The 18,951-nt window shown below is 63.7% G+C and carries 18 protein-coding genes; 10 read left to right on the top strand and 8 right to left on the bottom strand.

What is annotated here, in order from left to right; genetic code table 11:
• From K728_RS0116475 to K728_RS0116465, 3 genes are all read right to left on the bottom strand, one after another.
• Nucleotides 1-816: MFS transporter (locus K728_RS0116475; RefSeq protein ID WP_024477373.1), on the bottom strand; the 816-nt coding region annotated here is incomplete at its 3' end.
• Between the two features lie 48 nt (nt 817-864).
• A complete protein-coding gene (locus K728_RS19780; protein ID WP_024477372.1) occupies nt 865-1,326 on the bottom strand; it encodes a DUF3027 domain-containing protein in 462 nt (153 codons plus the stop codon).
• An 8-nt stretch (nt 1,327-1,334) separates the two neighbouring features.
• A complete protein-coding gene (locus K728_RS0116465; RefSeq protein ID WP_019483828.1) occupies nt 1,335-1,718 on the bottom strand; it encodes a cold-shock protein in 384 nt (127 codons plus the stop codon).
• Between the two features lie 169 nt (nt 1,719-1,887).
• On the opposite strand from K728_RS0116465, the gene K728_RS0116460 reads away from it, so the two are divergent.
• From K728_RS0116460 to K728_RS0116435, 6 genes are all read left to right on the top strand, one after another.
• Nucleotides 1,888-2,169: a hypothetical protein gene (locus K728_RS0116460; protein ID WP_193353947.1), complete on the top strand. Its 282-nt coding sequence runs from the start codon at nt 1,888-1,890 to the stop codon at nt 2,167-2,169.
• A 75-nt stretch (nt 2,170-2,244) separates the two neighbouring features.
• On the top strand, nt 2,245-4,695 hold the full coding sequence (locus K728_RS0116455; protein WP_024477370.1) for a helicase-associated domain-containing protein: 2,451 nt from the start codon (nt 2,245-2,247) through the stop codon (nt 4,693-4,695).
• Nucleotides 4,688-6,331: a DNA repair helicase XPB gene (locus tag K728_RS0116450; protein WP_024477369.1), complete on the top strand. Its 1,644-nt coding sequence runs from the start codon at nt 4,688-4,690 to the stop codon at nt 6,329-6,331. The genes K728_RS0116455 and K728_RS0116450 overlap by 8 nt, the downstream gene beginning before the upstream one ends.
• A 63-nt stretch (nt 6,332-6,394) precedes the next feature.
• Nucleotides 6,395-7,105, top strand: a complete 711-nt coding sequence (locus K728_RS0116445; RefSeq protein WP_019483824.1) for a response regulator transcription factor — start codon at nt 6,395-6,397, stop codon at nt 7,103-7,105.
• Between the two features lie 12 nt (nt 7,106-7,117).
• Nucleotides 7,118-8,572: a sensor histidine kinase gene (locus K728_RS0116440; protein ID WP_024477368.1), complete on the top strand. Its 1,455-nt coding sequence runs from the start codon at nt 7,118-7,120 to the stop codon at nt 8,570-8,572.
• A 114-nt stretch (nt 8,573-8,686) separates the two neighbouring features.
• On the top strand, nt 8,687-8,977 hold the full coding sequence (locus K728_RS0116435; protein WP_019483822.1) for a WXG100 family type VII secretion target: 291 nt from the start codon (nt 8,687-8,689) through the stop codon (nt 8,975-8,977).
• 133 nt (nt 8,978-9,110) lie between these two features.
• Here K728_RS0116435 and groL read toward each other — a convergent pair whose 3' ends face one another.
• From groL to K728_RS0116420, 3 genes are all read right to left on the bottom strand, one after another.
• Nucleotides 9,111-10,748: a chaperonin GroEL gene (groL, locus tag K728_RS0116430; protein ID WP_019483821.1), complete on the bottom strand. Its 1,638-nt coding sequence runs from the start codon at nt 10,746-10,748 to the stop codon at nt 9,111-9,113.
• Between the two features lie 325 nt (nt 10,749-11,073).
• Nucleotides 11,074-11,730 carry a LytR C-terminal domain-containing protein gene (locus K728_RS0116425; protein ID WP_024477367.1) on the bottom strand — a complete coding sequence of 219 codons (657 nt, stop codon included), beginning with the start codon at nt 11,728-11,730 and terminating at the stop codon, nt 11,074-11,076.
• A 52-nt stretch (nt 11,731-11,782) separates the two neighbouring features.
• A complete protein-coding gene (locus K728_RS0116420) occupies nt 11,783-12,085 on the bottom strand; it encodes a DUF3263 domain-containing protein (protein WP_050995015.1) in 303 nt (100 codons plus the stop codon).
• Nucleotides 12,086-12,209: 124 nt separating this feature from the next.
• On the opposite strand from K728_RS0116420, the gene K728_RS0116415 reads away from it, so the two are divergent.
• Entirely contained in the window at nt 12,210-12,974 is a 765-nt protein-coding gene (locus tag K728_RS0116415) for a uracil-DNA glycosylase (protein ID WP_024477366.1), read from the top strand.
• A 1-nt stretch (nt 12,975) separates the two neighbouring features.
• Here K728_RS0116415 and K728_RS0116410 read toward each other — a convergent pair whose 3' ends face one another.
• Both K728_RS0116410 and K728_RS0116405 read right to left on the bottom strand, forming a co-directional pair.
• Nucleotides 12,976-14,694 carry a threonine/serine ThrE exporter family protein gene (locus tag K728_RS0116410; RefSeq protein WP_019483817.1) on the bottom strand — a complete coding sequence of 573 codons (1,719 nt, stop codon included), beginning with the start codon at nt 14,692-14,694 and terminating at the stop codon, nt 12,976-12,978.
• Nucleotides 14,695-14,743: 49 nt separating this feature from the next.
• Complete coding sequence (locus K728_RS0116405) at nt 14,744-15,817, bottom strand: lipid II:glycine glycyltransferase FemX (RefSeq protein WP_024477365.1); 1,074 nt, start codon at nt 15,815-15,817, stop codon at nt 14,744-14,746.
• Between the two features lie 172 nt (nt 15,818-15,989).
• On the opposite strand from K728_RS0116405, the gene K728_RS0116400 reads away from it, so the two are divergent.
• From K728_RS0116400 to K728_RS19775, 3 genes are all read left to right on the top strand, one after another.
• Complete coding sequence (locus K728_RS0116400) at nt 15,990-16,994, top strand: aldo/keto reductase family protein (RefSeq protein WP_024477364.1); 1,005 nt, start codon at nt 15,990-15,992, stop codon at nt 16,992-16,994.
• A complete protein-coding gene (locus K728_RS0116395; protein WP_019483814.1) occupies nt 16,991-17,839 on the top strand; it encodes an NAD-dependent epimerase/dehydratase family protein in 849 nt (282 codons plus the stop codon). The genes K728_RS0116400 and K728_RS0116395 overlap by 4 nt, the downstream gene beginning before the upstream one ends.
• 428 nt (nt 17,840-18,267) lie before the next feature.
• Nucleotides 18,268-18,951: DUF222 domain-containing protein (locus K728_RS19775; protein WP_237742069.1), on the top strand; the 684-nt coding region annotated here is incomplete at its 3' end.

Genomic DNA, 18,951 nt, shown 5'->3' with positions numbered 1-18,951 from the left:
GCCCGCTACCGAGCCGACGGCCATCACCGATGACAGCACGCCGAACACTCCGGCGCCACTGTTGAACTCGGTGCGTGCCATCGCCGCGATGTAGACGGCAAAGTTGAGTCCAAAGGTGCCGACGATGAAGATCGCGAGCATCACCATCATCAGGTCGGGCCGGTTACGCACATATCTGAAGCCCTCCCGAATCCGGCCCTTGCCCGGCGGAGACTTCTCCAGGACTCGCAACTCGGACCGTCTGATGGTCATCAGCACAAAGATCATGGCGCCGAACGTGAGCGCGTTGATCATAAATACCCAGCCGGGGCCCACCGCCACGGTGAGCAGACCCGCCACCGCTGGGCCAACCATCCGCGCACCGTTGAAAGAGGCGCTATTCAAAGCGACTGCGTTGGGGAGATAGTCGTCCCTGACCAATTCGGAGACGAATGTCTGCCGTGCTGGCGCGTCGACCGCGGAAACGAATCCGAGGGCGAGGGCAAAGGCGTACACATGCCAGAGTTCGGCCACCCCGAGCACCACCATCAGCCCGAGTCCGACGCCGAGTGCCGCCATCGAGAGCTGGGTGATAATCAGTAGTTTCCGCCGGTCCACCGAGTCTGCGATCAGACCTGCCCAGGGGGCGACGAGCAGTTGGGGGCCGAGCTGGAGCGCCATGACAATGCCCATGGCTGCTGCATCCTGATCGGTGAGGATGTCATACACCAGCCAGTCCTGGGCGGTGCGTTGCATCCAGGTGCCGATGTTGGAGACCAGTGCTCCGAAAAACCAGACCCGGTAGTTATGGATATGCAGCGAGCGGAACATCCCCATCAGGTGAGTTCCGCTCGGCCTCGTCCGCAACTACCGTGAGTCAACTGCTTATTCTCCTCCAGCAGCGTCAGGGGAAACTGATTCGTCCTTGGCGGAGTCCTCGGGGCGTACCCGCTCGGCCCAGGGAATCCAGGGTGGGGACAGCAATGACGTCTCGGACGGCAGCAGGCCAACCTCGGAGATCGTCGGTTCCTTACCGCGGGGTACCCGGGCCAGGGTGGCAAACCAGTGCCAGCCGCCGTAGCCGGGCAGGTGGGCTTCGAACCGGTGGGTCACCACCCGTTCGGCGTCGGGATAGGCGCCCACATGGGTGCCGACCTGCCCCTGCTCGGCAATCTCGTTCACACCGTTTCGCGCGAATTCCACAGCATCTGCCAATAGAGCGTCGGGCTTGGACGGTTTCCGGGGTGCACGACGTTTCGGCGGAACCACTGCGTCGTCGGCCGCCTCCGCGATCGCCGGGTCAGCGACGTCCGCTGAATGAGCGACGATTTCCAGGTCTGAATCCACGATCTGGCCTACGCGTCCAGATCGTCCGCGACCGCGCGGAGGACCGCTGCGACCTTGCCGGCGTGCGACTTGTCGGGGTACCGGCCACGGCGCAGCCCATTGGAGACGTCGTCGAGCAACTTGATGAGGTCCTCGGTGATCACGGCCATATCATCGGCGCTTTTACGTGTTGCCTTCGCAACCGAGGCCGGCGCCTCGAGGATGCGGGCGGAGAGCGCCTGAAGTCCCTTGCGGCCGTCGGCGACGCCGAACTCCAGTTTGGTGCCCACCTTCACCTCGGTCACTCCTGCGGGTAGCGCCGAGGCATGAAGGAAGACCTCCTGGCCGTCGTCGGTAGCCAGGAAACCAAAACCCTTTTCAGCGTCAAACCACTTGACCTTGCCAATAGGCACGTCGTTACCTCGTTCTGTAGGTGCTGCGTCGGACACTGCTGTGACCGTGCCGATCCTTGGAAAAGGATCTGGTGCCCATGTCCTTGCGGCGGGGCCAGCGTCTCGTCGGGAAAGTCTCTGCCTTCCAGAATATCCTCTCTACCAGTGTGCTTCATGAAAGGGGCACACCTTGTACGCTGTTAGCGTTATGGCAAATACCTCACCCCGCCCCCTTCCAGACCACGGATCCAGCACTCCGGAGCGGAACCTGCCGCGCCTGATCCTGATGGTGACAGCCGTGGCCCTGGCGATCATCGGCTTGCTTTCGCTTACTGCCGTGCTGATCACTGCCTTTTTCCAGGGCACCGTGTGGCCAGGCTTTGTTGCCGGAGCCTACATCTGCCTTCCGGTGGCCTTTATCCTCATGATCCTCATGGTGATCTCGGGAATTCGGACCCGCAGGCGGGCCTGACTCCAGCTCCTGCCGCGGGCTCCCACCGGGCGATCGGGCGGGGCGAGCACAGGCAAACGGGGTAACGTTGTCATAATGTCCGCTATCCGCGATCTGGCCACCGATTTGGCTGCACGCAGCGACGCACGGCTCCGTGACCTTCTCACAGCGCGCCCGGACCTCGTTCTCCCACCGGTCCCCGATTTCGCCGCCCTCGCCGCCCGCGCTTCCACCCGGGTCAGCGTCCAGCGGGCGCTGGAAAACCTGAGCGAACCCCAGCTGGACGTGCTCACTGCCGTGCAGCTTTCAACTCATGGTGACACCGGGCAAAGCACCACCGCGGCCTGGCTCCGGTCGGACATCAAGGGGTCGACCGTGAAGGTCCTGGACGGATTCCTGGCCCATTTACATGCGCTCGCTCTGCTCCGCCGCGCCCCGGCCCCGCCGGAGGCCCCGGCCGCCGACCAGAACCGCCGGTTCTACCTTCCCGTTGCCTCCCTGACCGAGGCCCTGGGCCCCTACCCTGCCGGGCTGGGCCGGGAGATCACCCAGCTGGTCCGGCTTCTCCCCGGGTACGCCAAACAGCTGCCCGTCGGCGTCGACCGGCTCCGCGAACTCGGGCTGGAGATCGGCGAGGCCACCACAGCCGACGCCGCAGCCGAGGTCCTCCACGACGTCGTTTCGACTCCCGCCGGCTGGGAGGCCCTGCTGTCCCTGGCACCCGAACGCACCAGTGACCTGCTCGGCAAATTCAGTGTCTCGGCGGTCGGTGCGTCCCCGGTGAGCGCTGAGGACCCGGGTTCACCGATTCAGTGGTTACTCACCCACGGGCTCCTCGCCCGCCTGGATGCGAGCCATGTTGAGCTCCCCCGCGCCGTGGGACGGGCCGCGCGTGGTCATTCCATCATCGAGCAGCTGCGCTGTGACCCCCCGGTTCCCGAGCTTCGAACCATCCGGAACAGTCTGCGGGATAACGCCGCGCACAGCGCGGTCGCCGAAACCCTCCGTCTGGTCACCGACCTCGTCGCAGCCGTCGAGGTTTCCCCGATCACCACGTTGCGGTCCGGCGGGGTGGGCGTCCGGGAAATCCGGCGGCTCGCCGATGCCCTGCGGGTCGACACCGAGCAGGCTGCCTGGCTGGTGGAGCTCGCGGCCCTCGCCGGCCTGCTGGTACTCGACGTCGACACCTCCCGTTGGCGCATTGAACCAGGCACTCTCTGGCTGGCGCAGGACCGGGTGGAGCAGTGGCACCGTCTGGCGACCACGTGGCTGGATGCGCAACGCGCGCCGTCGTTGGTAGGAACCCAGCTCACCGCCGGTGCCACGGTGAACGCTTTGGCGGCCGAGGCCGGCCGACCCGACGCCCCCCACATCCGGTCCCGGATGCTGGCGGCGCTGGCTGCCCTCAGCGACGACGCCAGCGGGCACCCTATTGACGGCGCCATGTCGGCCGTATTGCAGACCCGCGACGTCGTCGAGTGGCTTACGTGGAGCCAGCCGCGCCTGCAGCGGCGCTTTGCCCGGCTGGTTCCGGGCATGCTCACGGAGGCGTCCCGCCTTGGCCTGATGGGGTCCGGCGCATTGACTGAGCTAGGCTCCCTGACCGCAGCCGGCAGGCACGACGACGCCGCCGCCGTCCTGCGCGGCGCCCTGCCCGCCCCGCTGCGGCACTTCATGTTGCAGGCAGACCTGACCGCTGTTGCCCCCGGATATCTCGAGCCCGAGGTCGCCACCGAGTTGGCCCTCCTCTCCACCCCCGAGGGCCAGGGGCCAGCCAGCATCTACCGGTTCTCGGCGGAGTCGCTGCGCCGCGCATTCGACGACGGCCAGGATGCCTCGACGATTCTGTCGTTCCTGGCACGCCATTCGGCCACCGACGTTCCACAGCCGTTGAAGTACCTGGTCGACGACACCGCGTCGAGATACGGCCGCCTCCGGGTGGGCAGGGCCAGCAGCTATGTTCGCAGCGACGATGATGCGGCGCTTTCAGCCCTCCTGACCGATCCCCGGGCCGCAGCACTTGGCCTGGTGCAGCTCGCGCCGACAGTCGTGATTTCCCAGGCGTCCGGGCCGGAGCTCGCGGCGGTCCTGCGTGACCTCGGGTACGCCCCCGCCCTCGAGGGCTTGGCTGTGCCATCCAGTCCCGGACGGTCCGGCCCCGCAGGCGGGCCGGGAAGCGTGACGGCGGCGTCGTCGCGGGTGACGTTGAACCCCTGGACCCTCTCATCGGAGGACATCGCCAACCAGGTGGCAGTACTTCGCGGTGCCGGGGTGGCGCCTGCGGACGGAATGTCGACCACTGAGAGTGACACCCTGCTGGGGCTCGAGACCCTCCGCAAGGCAATCCGGCTGCGACGCCCGGTCCGGCTCGGGTTCGCCGACAGCCAGGGGAATTCCACCCGGCAGGTCCTTGTTCCACTATCAGTATCCGGCGGCAGGGTCCGGGTCATTGACCCGGCCAACGAGGTCGAAAAAGTCGTCTCGATCCACCGGATCATGGACGTTGAACTACTTTCCATCGATGAAGGGGCAGTAACTGATGCCTGACGGCCCGCTGATCGTCCAAAGCGACAAAACCATCCTGCTTGAGGTGGACCACGAACAATCCACCGAAGCACGGCACGCGATCGCGGCGTTCGCTGAGCTGGAACGCGCCCCTGAACACGTCCACAGCTATCGGCTGACTCCGCTCGGGCTGTGGAATGCCCGTGCGGCAGGGCTCGACGCCGAGCATGTCCTCGACACCCTGCTGAAATACTCACGGTTCCCGGTACCCCACGCACTGCTGGTGGACATTGAAGAGACCATGTCACGGTACGGACGGCTCCGCCTTGAGAAGGACGACCAGCATGGGCTGGTCCTGCGCACCAACGACTACCCGGTCCTTGAAGAGGTGCTGCACGCCAAGAAGATCCAGCCCCTGCTGGGCCCGCGTATCGACGGAGAAACGGTGGTGGTGCACTCCTCCCAGCGCGGTCAGCTCAAACAGTTGCTTCTGAAGCTGGGCTGGCCGGCGGAGGACTTTGCCGGCTATGTGGATGGCAAACCCCACCCCATCGCCCTGCTCGAGGACGGGTGGACGCTGCGCCCCTATCAGAAGCTGGCCATGGAAAACTTCTGGTCGGGCGGCTCGGGCGTCGTCGTACTCCCCTGCGGTGCGGGCAAAACCCTGGTGGGCGCTGCAGCGATGGCGACCTCCCAGACCACCACGTTGATCCTGGTCACCAACACCGTCTCCGCCCGCCAGTGGAAGGATGAGCTGCTGAAGCGCACGTCCCTGACCGAGGACGAGATCGGTGAGTACTCGGGCGCGGTCAAGGAGATTCGGCCGGTCACCATAGCCACCTATCAGGTGCTGACGTTGCGGCGGGGTGGACTCTACCCGCACCTCGAACTCCTCGACGCGAATGACTGGGGGCTGATCGTCTATGACGAGGTGCACCTGTTGCCTGCCCCAATCTTCCGCATGACAGCCGATCTGCAGGCACGACGCCGACTCGGCCTGACCGCGACCCTGGTCAGGGAGGATGGCCGGGAGGGCGAAGTGTTCTCCCTCATCGGCCCCAAACGCTATGACGCCCCCTGGAAGGACATCGAGGCGCAGGGCTACATCGCGCCGGCCGACTGTGTGGAGGTGCGAGTGGATCTGCCGCGCGACGAGCGGGTTGCCTACGCGATGGCCGAGGACGGCGACAAGTACCGCCTGTGCGCCACGTCGGAGACCAAGAGCGGCGTGGTCGAAAAGCTGGTCGCCTCGCACCAGGGCGAGCAGCTGCTGGTGATCGGCCAGTACATCGACCAGTTGGACGAGCTCGGCGAGCGCCTGAATGCCCCGGTGATCAAGGGGGACACTTCCGTGAAGGAACGGCAGCGGCTGTTTGGCGAGTTCCGCAACGGGGAAATCCACACTCTTGTGGTGTCGAAGGTAGCCAACTTTTCCATCGACCTCCCCGAGGCCTCGGTCGCCATCCAGGTGTCCGGGTCCTTTGGATCCCGGCAGGAGGAAGCTCAACGACTGGGTCGCCTGCTGCGCCCCAAGGCCGATGGTCGGGCCGCAAGGTTCTACACCGTGGTCGCGCGGGACACGATTGACCAGGACTTCGCCGCAAAACGGCAACGGTTCCTGGCCGAGCAGGGCTATGCCTACCGGATCATGGACGCCGCGGACATTCCTCAGGGCTGACATACGGGAAGCTTTCACGCACTATCCAGACAACTCCCAGTGTCTGGGAGGATACTGGGAACTGTGAAAAAGACTGGACCTGAAGCAAAACTCCTCGTAGTGGATGACGAGCCAAACATTCGTGAGCTCCTCTCCACCTCCCTGCGTTTCGCGGGTTTCGACGTCGTCGCTGCCGCCAACGGCCGCGAAGCGCTGGCCGCTGCCGAGACCCATAACCCCGACCTGGCAGTACTCGATGTCATGTTGCCGGACATGGATGGTTTCACAGTGACCCGCCGGCTTCGTGCCGCCGGACGGCACTTCCCCGTTGTGTTCCTCACCGCTCGAGACGACACCGACGATAAGGTCACCGGGCTGACCGTGGGCGGCGACGATTACGTCACCAAACCGTTCAGCCTCGATGAGGTGGTGGCCCGGATCCGTGCCGTCCTCCGCCGCACCCAGCCCATGGACGATGACGACGCCGTGATCCGCGTGGACGATCTGGAGCTCGACGACGACGCCCACGAGGTACGCCGGGCGGGTGAGGTCATCGATCTCTCCCCCACCGAGTTCAAGCTGCTGCGCTACCTGATGATGAACCCTAACCGGGTGCTCTCAAAGGCCCAGATCCTCGATCATGTGTGGGAGTACGACTTCAACGGGGATGCCTCGATTGTCGAGTCCTACATCTCCTATCTGCGGCGCAAGATCGACAAGAACCCTGACGCGGTGGCCCTGATCCAGACCAAGAGGGGCGTCGGCTATCTGCTGCGTACCTCTGACAAGCGGTAGGTGCCGGCCCACGTGATTGATCGGTGGAAAGCCGCATCGCTGCGCACCCAACTGGTGGCCACCATGACTCTGCTCATGGTGGTCACTGTTGCGATTACCGGCATTGTCACGGTCTCGATGCTGCGCGGCAGCCTGATTGAGCAAATGGATCTGGATATCCGGGCCAACGCCGACGCCGTGGCGCAAAACATCCTTCCCGACGGTGCCACCGATGGAACCTTGCTACGGTTCTATGGCGAGCTCAGGGACGTGGACGGCCAGAAGCTCAGGGGAACCCTGTCCGAGGAATCGGCGGACTTCCCGGTCATCCCCGAAATTCCGGTCGAGGAAGTGTCCGCCCGGGAGCAGAAGGGCTTTACGGTGCCAGGGAGCGCTCCCGGCAGCCCCGGTTGGCGGGTGAAGCTCTATGCACTGAGCAACGGCCAGGGCAGCGTGGCCATTGCTTCGAGCCTGGCTACGGTCAACAAATCACTGGAGGAGGCCGGGCAGATCATCTTCTTCGTCGGCCTCGGGGCGACGATGGTGGCCAGCGGTATCGCCTTCGTTGCCGTGACCCGTCAGTTCAGGCCACTGGGTCGGGTGGAACGGACTGCTGCGGCGATCGCCGCCGGCGACCTTTCCCGACGCGTCGAGGTGGAACGGCCGGCCACTGAGGTGGGGAGGTTGTCGCGTTCACTCAACGCCATGCTCGCCCATATCGAGACAGCGTTCTCGGCCCGAACGGAATCCGAACGCAAGATGCGTCGTTTCGTCGCTGACGCGTCCCACGAACTGCGCACCCCGCTCGTAACTATCAGAGGGTTCTCGGAACTGTACCGGCACGGAGCGCTGCAGAACGACGACGACGTGCGGGCGGCGATGGGCCGGATCGAAAGTGAAGCCAAGCGGATGGGTGAGCTGGTTGAGGACCTGCTGACGCTCGCCAGGATCGACGAACAGCGCCCGCTGGAATCCGAACCACTGGACCTGGTCATTCTCGGCAACGATGCAGCGCTCGATGCCCGTGCGATTGCCCCTGATCGTGAAATCACCGTCATTGGTCTGGACGGCGGTCCTGCGCATTCGGCACCAACCGTTGGGGACGAGGCCAGGCTCCGTCAGGTCGTGGCCAACCTCATGACCAATGCTTTGCGGTACACCCCCGATGGCACCCCGATCGAAGTCGCGATTGGTGTGGCGCCGGTGATCCACGGTCGGATGGACTCGGTGATCGAGGTCAGGGACCACGGCCCGGGTATCTCCGAGGAAGACGCGGCGCGGGTTTTCGAGCGGTTCTACCGCGCCGACTCATCCCGCTACCGCGAGACCGGCGGCACCGGCCTGGGGCTGGCGATTGTTGCTGCCCTGGTGGCCCAGCATGACGGCTCTGTGCGGTTGGAGGAGACCTCCGGCGGCGGAGCCACCCTGTCCATCCGGCTGCGGTATAGCGCCCTCGAATCGGATGACTCCTCCTCCACAGCCTTTTAGGCATGGGCGCTGCCCACTTTTCCGGCTTTCCCTCCCGGAACCCCTGAGCGTCCGGCCTAGGGTCGAAGCTAACCAGCAATGGTCCGGGAGTGGCCGTCAATGAGGAGGAAGCACATGGCAAACTTTCAGGTCGACACAGATGCACTCGCTGCAAAGGGCAGCGAAGTGCAGGGAACCATCGGCCGGCTGCAGTCCGAGGTGAATACGATGCAGGCGGGCCTGCTGGAACTGGAGATGCTGTGGAAGGGGCAGGCCGCCGCGAATTTCCAGCAGGCTGTGGCTCAATGGCGTGCCACCCAGGCCCGGGTAGAGGAGTCGTTGGCGGAGATCAATCATGCCCTGACGGTGGCCACCCAGCAATACGCCGACGCCGAACTGAGCAATGCGCGGATGTTCCTGTACTGAGCCTGGACTACCCTCCTGCCCACGGTGACCGGCAGGCCGAGCTTCCCGGTTAACGCCGGAAGGACGGCACCCCGTGAGGGTACCGTCCTTCCAGATTCAGCAAGGCGAGGTGGTGACACCTCGCCGGTGGGGACTAGAAGCCGCCCATACCGCCCATGCCGCCCATTTCGTCGCCGCCGCCGCCGCCGGCTGGAGCCTTTTCAGGCTTGTCAGCTACTACGGCTTCGGTGGTGAGGAACAGACCAGCGATGGATGCCGCGTTCTGCAGTGCAGAGCGGGTGACCTTTACGGGGTCGTTGACTCCGGCTGCCAGCAGGTCTTCGTACACGCCGGTTGCTGCGTTCAGGCCGTGGCCTGCAGGCAGTCCGCGGACCTTGTCGACAACGACGCCTGGCTCAAGGCCGGCGTTGAAGGCGATCTGCTTCAGAGGAGCGTCGATGGCAACGCGAACTATGTTCGCGCCGGTTGCCTCGTCGCCTTCGAGCTGCAGTGATGCGAAAGCCTTGGCGCCGGCCTGGATGAGAGCAACGCCGCCACCGGCGACGATTCCCTCTTCGACTGCTGCCTTGGCGTTGCGGACTGCGTCCTCAATGCGGTGCTTGCGCTCCTTGAGCTCAACCTCGGTTGCAGCTCCGGCCTTGATGACTGCAACGCCGCCGGCCAGCTTGGCTAGACGTTCCTGCAGCTTCTCGCGGTCGTAGTCGGAGTCGGAGTTCTCGATCTCGGCGCGGATCTGGCTGACGCGTCCGGCGATCTCTTCGGCGTTGCCTGCACCTTCGACGATGGTGGTCTCGTCCTTGGTGACAACAACCTTGCGTGCGCTACCCAGGAGGTCGAGGGTGGCGTTCTCAAGCTTGAGGCCAACTTCTTCGGCGATAACCTGGCCACCGGTGAGGATAGCGATGTCAGCCAGCTGGGCCTTGCGGCGGTCACCGAAACCTGGAGCCTTGACGGCTACCGACTTGAACGTGCCACGGATCTTGTTGACCACCAGGGTAGCCAGCGCTTCGCCTTCGATGTCTTCGGCGATGATCAGCAGGGGCTTGCCTGACTGCATGACCTTCTCAAGAACCGCTACGAGGTCCTTGACGTTGGAGATCTTGGAGTTGACGATCAGGATGTACGGATCTTCAAGTACCGTTTCCTGGCGCTCTGCGTCGGTAACGAAGTAGCCGGAGATGTAGCCCTTGTCGAACCGCATGCCCTCGGTGAGCTCGAGCTCAAGGCCGAAGGTGTTGGATTCTTCAACGGTGATAACGCCTTCTTTGCCGACCTTGTCCAGCGCTTCAGCGATCAGATCGCCGATTTGCTGGTCACCAGCAGAGATGGAAGCCGTTGCAGCGATCTCTTCCTTGGTTTCGATTTCCTTGGCGGAAGCCAGCAGCTCGCGTGTGACGGCTTCAACAGCCTTCTCGATGCCGCGCTTCAGGCTCAGTGGATCGGCGCCAGCAGCAACGTTCCGCAGGCCTTCCTTGACCAGTGCCTGTGCAAGGACGGTGGCGGTGGTGGTACCGTCGCCGGCGACGTCGTCAGTCTTTTTGGCGACTTCCTTAACCAGCTCTGCGCCGATCTTTTCGAACGGGTCGTCCAGTTCGATCTCCTTGGCGATGGATACACCATCGTTGGTGATCGTGGGGGCGCCCCACTTCTTTTCCAGGACGACGTTGCGGCCACGTGGGCCCAGCGTTACCTTGACGGCGTCGGCGAGGATGTTGAGTCCGCGCTCAAGGCCGCGGCGTGCCTCTTCATCAAAAGAAATGATCTTGGCCATAGTGGCTTAGGTCCTTTCGGGGACAGTACTGCTTATCAGCAAACTTATGCTCACCGGCTGCGGTGCCCGCGACGGACGGGTATCAGCAGGACGATCTCTTTACGTCCCGCCACGACCCTCACCACAGTGGTGTGCTTGTCACATCCAACCCCGCCAACAATTAGCAGTCAGCGGCTTAGAGTGCTAACTCAATAATTAGCACTCTGGCTGCCTGAGTGCAAGTGAAGACCCTCCCACTGGGCACGGGTGACGCCGTACACCACCGAGTCATAAATGGCACCACGGACCACTCGTGCGTCGCGGAACCGTGCCTCCTACTCAATGCCTATTGGAATCCGGGGCCGACAACCACTGTGATGCTCGAAGACACTTCGGTGGTTTCGACCAGGGTGGGGATGCCGAGGATGCCGGCTACTTCCTGTGCCGCTGCAAGCTGGGAGGCGTTGTTGTAGAAGATCACTGAGGTCTGGGGCGGCGCTCCGCCCCAGTCTGCGATCTGGCCCACAGTCCAGCCACCAGCCGTGACCCGGCCGGCTGCCGAACTGGCCAATCCGCCGATGCCCGTTGAGTTGTAGACGTTTACTGCCTGGGCCCGGTCGATCGCTGCCGGTTCCTCGCTGGGAGTGGGTTCAGCCTCGGTGGGCTCATCAGTGGGAGCCCCTGTTGGGGCTTGGGTCGCCGGATTGGACGGGGTCGGCTCGGGCTCGGAAGCGTCGTCGTCGGCCGGGGCAGGCGACGCGTTCGAGGTGGTCTCGGCGACCGGCGCGGTGGTGGTCTGGCTGGCGGATGACTCCGTCTGGCCAATGCCAAGACGGGGAAGAATAAAGTAGGCGGCCAGCCCGACGGCGAGCGCGAGTACCCCAACCAAGATTTTCAACGCCAGCCCACTGGACCGCGGAGGAACCAGTCTTTCCCGGTGAACGCCCTGCCGCGATGCGGATTCAGGGATCTTGTCGAACTCGTCCCGGGGGTACTGGCTCATAGTTATGCGTCATCCTTGGGTTTTGGCGCTGTAAAGGGTTCGCCGGGAGCGTTCAGATGTCAGCGCCGAGGCGGCGGGCTGAGCGCGCGCGCTGACGCGATGTACGTAGTCTACGCAGTCGCTTGACCAGCATCGGATCGTGAGCCAATGCTGCCTCGGTGTCGATCATGGCGTTGAGGATTTGGTAGTAGTGGGTAGCCGACAGGTCGAACAGTTCGCGGATGGCTTGTTCCTTGGCCCCTGAGTACTTCCACCACTGGCGTTCAAGGGCGAGCATTTGCTGCTCGCGGTCTCCCAGCACAGACGCCTGACGGTGACCCTCCGGATCAGGGTGTACCGCACTGTCAGCGCGCACCGCATCAGTCACTGCCTATCGCCCCTTAGTTGAAGGCAGCTTAGTGGAACGCTGCCGTTGACCTTCATGGTAATTGGGAATAACACGGTTGTCATTTGGCGGGCTCGGGCACAAGGATGGGAGGGTGTCCGAATACCAGAGCGCCCTCTTCCCCGAGCCAGCCCCCTCCCCCACGGCGTCCCCGATCCGGGACGGCTCGAAATTCCCGTTCGCCGCCCCCGTTCCGGTGGCCGACGTCGTTCATCCGTCCTGGGCTGCCGCGCTGGCGCCGATCGAGCCGCAACTGCACCTGCTCGCCGATCGGCTCCGCACGGAAGTCGACGGCGGACACGAGATCCTGCCGCCAGCCGAGCACATCCTCCGGGCGTTCAGTTACCCGATGGATCAGGTCAAGGTGCTGATCCTGGGTCAGGACCCGTACCCGACGCCGGGGCACGCCGTCGGGCTGTCCTTCTCGGTAGCGGGAAGCACCCGACCGCTTCCACGGAGCCTCGCCAATATCTATCGGGAACTCGCTGCCGACACCGGCACGTCGGTTCCTGCGCACGGCGACCTGTCGGGGTGGGCCGAGCAGGGAGTGCTGCTGCTGAACCGGGTCCTGACGGTGCGGGCCGGCGGCGCGGCGTCACACCGCAGACTGGGCTGGGACGTAGTGACCGATACAGCGGTGGAAGCCCTGGTTGCCAGAAACCTACCTCTGGTTGCGGTGCTGTGGGGCAGGGACGCCCAGCAGATCAAGCTCCTGCTCGGCAGCACTCCGGTGATCGAGTCAGTGCACCCGAGCCCGCTGTCGGCGTCGCGAGGGTTCTTCGGCAGCCGGCCCTTTACCCGGGTCAACACGTTCCTGGTGGAGCAGGGCGCCGAACCGGTGGACTGGCAGTTGCGCTGACTTACCGGCGCCGGTTCCGGCGTTCGTTACTGCTGACTCCCTTGGTCAGCGGACGGGCGAGGTTGTCACCCAGCACCACGCCGCCGGCAATGGCAAGAATGATCGTCAACGCATTGAACAGGCTGTTGGTGCCAGCCCCAATCAGCTCGGTTTCGATCGTCAAGCCGTACATCGACCTGAACACCATCAGGCCCGGGTAGAGGAACATGACCGCCGGAACTGCCACGACCAGCTGGGGTGCGCCCATCCGCAACGCCACCATTCTCGCGAGCATCCCGATCAGCACTGCGGCGATTGCCGGGGCTAGGCGGTAGCCCACGCCCAGGCTGACCACCAGCGAGTACAGCAGGAAACCGGTGACACCGATCAGGGCCGTGGGGAGCAGGAGTTTCATGTCGGTCTGTTCTGCGACTCCGATCATGGCGACGGCGATCAGCACCAGCGCTGCCGCCACCGGCAGCGGATACATTGACCCTTCGGTCGTCAGCGCCAGCTCTGGCACCCCCACCAATGCGCCAACGACCAACGCGACGGCGATCCCGGAGATGATCGCGGCAAACACGAGGAACGCTGATAGATACCTGCCCGCCGCGGTGACCGGGAATCCGTTGATCGCGTCCTGGGTTGCGGAGACGAGCCGGCCAGTCGGCAGCAATAGCAGGATTCCGCCCACCACCACGAACGACGGCGCAATGCCGATATCGAGCCACCAGAAGAACATCGCGATGATCGTGACCATACCCGAGGCGGTAGCTACCGAGAAGAACTCAGGAACCCGCCACTTCCCCAACTGACGCAAGAGGAGGTCGACGCCGATGCAGCTGGCAAAGCTGATCAGCGACTCCAACGGTCCGCCACCAATGAAACTCACGATGGCAGCCCCGAAGACACCGAAGGCAGCCGTCACCATCCACCGGGGAAAGGGTTTCGGCTTGTGGGTGATCTCGTCGAGCCGAGCTGCAGCTTCGATCCGCGAGGTTCCGCCGTTGACGACGTCGGTCACCAACTGATGCACCTTCAGCAGGCCGGCGTAGTTATTGGTCCAGGAACGAACCACCCGCAGCACGGTGACTGGGGTCTGGTCCTTGGCCGAATAGTTCAGGATGACCGACTGGTTGGTGATGTCCACTTCAATGTTGTCCAGCCCAAAGGCTGCGGTGACCGCGATGATGCTGGTTTCGACCTCAAGGGCGCCGGCGCCGTACCGGAACATCGTTTCGGCCAGGCTCAGCGCGAAATCAAGGGTTCGTCGCGCGTTGATGTCCGGCCCGGAAACCTGGATGGTGGGATTGGCATAGGGGCTGCCAGCCAGCCGTTCAACGATGCTCATCGCCTGGGTGGGCGGAGTCTCCCCCTGCACCAGTCGGCGGAGTACCTTCCTGGCTGCGGCATTCGAGCGGTCGGGGCGCACCGAACGGGGCGTGGTCGGCAGCGCATCGGTGGGCGTCGAGTAGGTCCTGCGATCCGGCTTGTTATTTGCCGGACGTGGGCGGGACTTGGGCTTGGCTCCGGAAGACCTGCCAGGCTTGCCAGCCGATCCCGAGCGGCCTGCGTATCCCGGGCCCCCAGGGGTGCCGGGCAGCGAATGAACCGGACGTGCTGCGGGCTGGGCAACGCTGGCCGGGGTCCCCGCGGTGGGAACGATCGGCAGCTGTTCGGCTACCGGCGCAGGGTTGGTGTTGGGGTTGCGGCCGTCGTCGGCCTCGGTCTTCTCTCCCATGGAATTCACCCCTTCATCCGGTGCGCCCGCAGGGAGCGGGAGTGTTTGTTTAGTAGAACGGTTGCTGGTGTCGGCGCCAGTAGATTTGTCGAGCGACCTTCTCGCCGATCACGTTCCAGAGTCGATACTTCCACGCGCTGAGCGGTAGGTCATAACAGCCGACGAAGTCCGTCACAGTCTTGGTGAAGCTGGTCTTGAACAGACCCAACCCATGGTGCTGATGGGTGGGGTCCTTGAGCCGGTCGCTGGGCGGAGTGCCGCAGAAATCGTATTCAACTATCCCGAACTCTTCCTTGAGGTCAGTGATCGCCTGCCACTGCACCAAATGGGAGTCACCATACTGGGATCGTTTGGGCTTGGACCCGCCGTCCTTGTAAGTGCCTTTGAGCCCGTAGTTGATGACGAACGCGCCAACGGCGGGTTTGCCATCTTCGTAGACGAAGTACAGGCGACCCTGGCCAGCGTCGGCGAAGTTCCGCCAAAACCGGCTGTAGTACTGGTAGGAGCGGAGCTTGGCGGCCGATCGATCCTCGATGTGGGCCATCAGCTGGTACATCTGGCGAAAGTTTTCGTCAGTGGGTTCCATCCGGCGCACTTCGACGCCTTCACGGCTGGCACGACGTACAGCGTTGCGGCCGCGCGAATGCAGGTTGCGCAGCAGTTGGTTCGGTTCTGGGGTGGTGTCCAGGATCGCAGTGTGGTCGTTGGGCTGCAGATCGAAGGTTTTGATCAGGCCCGCGTTGAGAAACAGCCGGTCGACGTCGTCGTCGGCAGGGATGTCGGGCTCCACCTTCACTGCGAACACATTGTGACGCCCGGTTCGGACCAGGTCCCGGCAAGCGTCAAGCACCGCCGGCACATGGGCAGGATCGGCAACGTCAGGGCCCTTGATGAGATACCAGAGGGCGCCCAGCAGAGGCAGCCGCTTTTCGATCACCAGGTTGTAGGTGGTGTACTCGGCGCTTTCAAAGACCAGGAACCGGGGAGTCCAGCCGTGCTGAGACTTCACATCGGCGAAGGATGCCGACTGGAGCATGTTTCCCCCGTTAGGGTTCGACGTCACCAACGCGTCCCAGTTGTCCCGCTCCTCGGCCGTGGCTAGACGCGCGGTGAACTTAACCAAAATCCCTCAATCAGTGGTGGTGAAACAAAGACAATTCAGTGTACCGGTTGGCCCTGTTTGCCTCGGTCAGCTTCGCCACTGTCTGGCCACCGCGCCGCAAATCGTCACCTTAGGCAACGACACTGCAGTGTGATCCACCTCATTCCTCGAGTGGTGCCCTAGCATCGAATGTATGGACTATCGATACCTCGGAAACAGTGGATTCAAGATCTCGGAAATCACCTACGGCAACTGGTTGACCCACGGATCGCAGGTGGAGAACGACGTCGCCACCCAGTGTGTGCGCGCAGCCCTGGATGTGGGCATCACCAGTTTCGACACGGCAGATGTGTACGCCAACACCGCCGCCGAAACGGTGCTCGGCGAAGCCCTGAAGGGCGAGCGGCGCCAGTCTCTGGAGATCTTCACCAAGGTGTGGGGGCCCACCGGGCCGAAGGGGCCAAACGACGTCGGGCTCTCCCGTAAGCACATCATGGAGTCAATCAACGGTTCGCTGGAGCGCCTGCAGACCGACTATGTGGACTTGTACCAGGCGCACCGTTACGACTACCAGACGCCGCTGGAAGAGACGATGCAGGCGTTCGCGGACATCGTTCGCCAGGGCAAGGCCCTGTACATCGGTGTCAGCGAATGGGATGCCCGCCAGATCCGCGCCGGGCATGCGCTGGCCAAGGAACTCGGCTTCCAGCTGATCTCCAACCAACCTCAGTATTCGATGCTGTGGCGGGTCATTGAGGAGGAAGTGGTTCCCGTGTCCGAGGAGCTGGGGTTGTCCCAGATTGTCTGGTCACCGGTGGCGCAGGGCGTGTTGACCGGCAAGTACCAGCCAGGTGGCACCCCTGAGGAAGGATCGCGGGCCGCTGATGACAAGGGCGGCTCGAACATGATCGAGCGGTGGATGTCCGACGAGACACTCACCGGAGTGCAGAAGCTCCAGCCGATCGCCGATGAGGTTGGGCTCACCATGGCACAACTGGCTATCGCCTGGGTGCTGCAAAACAAGAACGTTGCTGCAGCGATCATCGGCGCGTCGAAGCCTGAGCAGGTCAAGTCAAATGCTGTGGCATCGGGAGTGACCCTCGACGCTGCTGTCATGGCCAAGATTGACGATGCGGTTGGTTCGATGGCGGAGACCGATCCGGCGAAAACTGTTTCGCCTGAGCAGCGGCCCGTATGAGGCTCGCGGTAACCGGTGCCACCGGCAAATTGGGCCGCACGGTCACCTCGGTTCTGAGAGCCGCGGGGCATGAGGTTATTGGTATGGACGTGCAGGGGGAACGTGGTCCTGGCTTCGTGAAGATCGACCTGACCAACTATGGACACGTCATTGATGCCTTCATGGGTGTCGACGATCAACATACCGGCTTCGACGCCGTCGTTCATCTGGCGGCCATTCCCGCTCCCGGCATCTACGCAGATGCTGCGACCTTCCACAACAACATGCCGGCCACCTACAACGTGTTCCAGGCCTGCCGCCGGGCTGGAATCAAGAAGGTTGTGTACGCGTCCAGCGAGACCGTACTGGGGCTACCCTTCGACGAGGACCCGCCCTACATCCCCGTCGACGAGAAGTACACCGCACGGCCGGAAAGCACCTACTCGCTGGTCAAACACCTAGAAGAGCAGATGGCGATCCAGCTGACGCGGTGGGATCCCGAGTTGAGCATTACCGCGCTGCGGTTCTCGAACGTCATGGACCCCGAGGATTATGCGAAGTTCCCTTCTTTCGATGCCGACGCTATGGCTCGGAAGTGGAATCTCTGGGGGTACATTGACGGTCGCGACGGCGCGCAGGCCGTGCAACGGGCGTTGGAAAACGCAGGGCCGGGCTTCGACACGTTCATCATCGCCGCAGCTGACACGGTGATGAGCCGCTCCAGCGCATCACTCGCTGCCGAGGTGTTCCCGGACGTCGAGGTGGTCAAGGACGTGGGCGAGCACGAGACGTTGCTGTCCATTGATCATGCCCGCAGCGTGCTCGGCTTCGATCCTCAGCACAGTTGGCGGGATCACGTCGGCTAGCTGAACCCGTGAAAAGCCGCCCAGCGACGCCGGGCGGCTTTTTCATGAGTTCAGGGTTTCGGAACCTACGAGGGGCCCGCCTCACCTGCATAGCCTTGGCCCCTATGACCTCGACACATCACGCTGGCCGCGAAGAATCAGCCTGCAAAAATACTTCGAAAAAGTTTTCTCCGGGCCCCCTATTTTCCCCTCATACTGTCGGTGCTCGATGATGGAATTGGGGTATGAAAAGCAGTGCAGCTTCTGCTCCCGGATCGGGAATCCCTCCCGAATCCGGCGCGGATTCCGCCTCGACCAGCGGGCCCGCGAACACGGCCACGGGGTCTACTGCGGGAACTCACGCCGGCGCTTCTGCGGCGTCTTCCTCCGGGGCTTCTGTTGGGTCTTCTGCTGGGTATGGTCCGGAGGGACCGCTAGGCGTGGACGCGGTGTGGACAGCACCCACTGTTGAACCGCCGGAGTCGGAGGCTGAGGCTGCGGGTTCGACCGATGCGGATGATGAGGCATCGGATTTTTGGGGAATGGCCTTCGTGCCCGGCGAGCGGGTGCGCTCCAGCGACGAACCTCCCGCCCTGACCGGCCAACTCGGGCTCGCCGCCCCGGCCGGCCTTGACTCTGCCCAGGTCTTGGATGCGTTGAATGACGTCGCCGAGGCGCGGTCATGGCTCGATGCCCAGGAAGCGAAACTGGTTACCCGGATCCTGGACCTGCAAACCGAGCAAACCCGTTGCGGCCGCGGGGCTTTCGGGTTTGAGAAAACCCTGGCCGCAGCCGAGATCGGCGCCACGTTGCACCTGCCGGAGCGGACCGCCGGGTTCCTGGTCGAACACAGCACCCTGCTGACCCGCCACTACCCGGCCACGTTGAACGCGTTAGAGGACGGCAGACTCTCACGCCGCCATGCCTGGGCCGTTGTCGAAGAAGCCACAGACATGCCCGACACCGACCCCGCTCTCGCCGCCGCCTATGAAACCAGGCTGATCGCGTTGGCCGGTCAGACCACCGTGACGAAGTTCTGCCGCCAGGCCCACCGGTTACGCGAAAAACTTCACCCCGAACCCATCAGTAGCCGGCACCGGAAAGCTCTCCGGGAACGCGAGGTGGTCCTGAAC

The sequence above is a fragment of the Arthrobacter sp. CAL618 genome (assembly GCF_000468215.1).
Lineage (GTDB): Bacteria > Actinomycetota > Actinomycetes > Actinomycetales > Micrococcaceae > Arthrobacter_D.
This window is presented reverse-complemented; position numbering and strand designations above follow the sequence as displayed.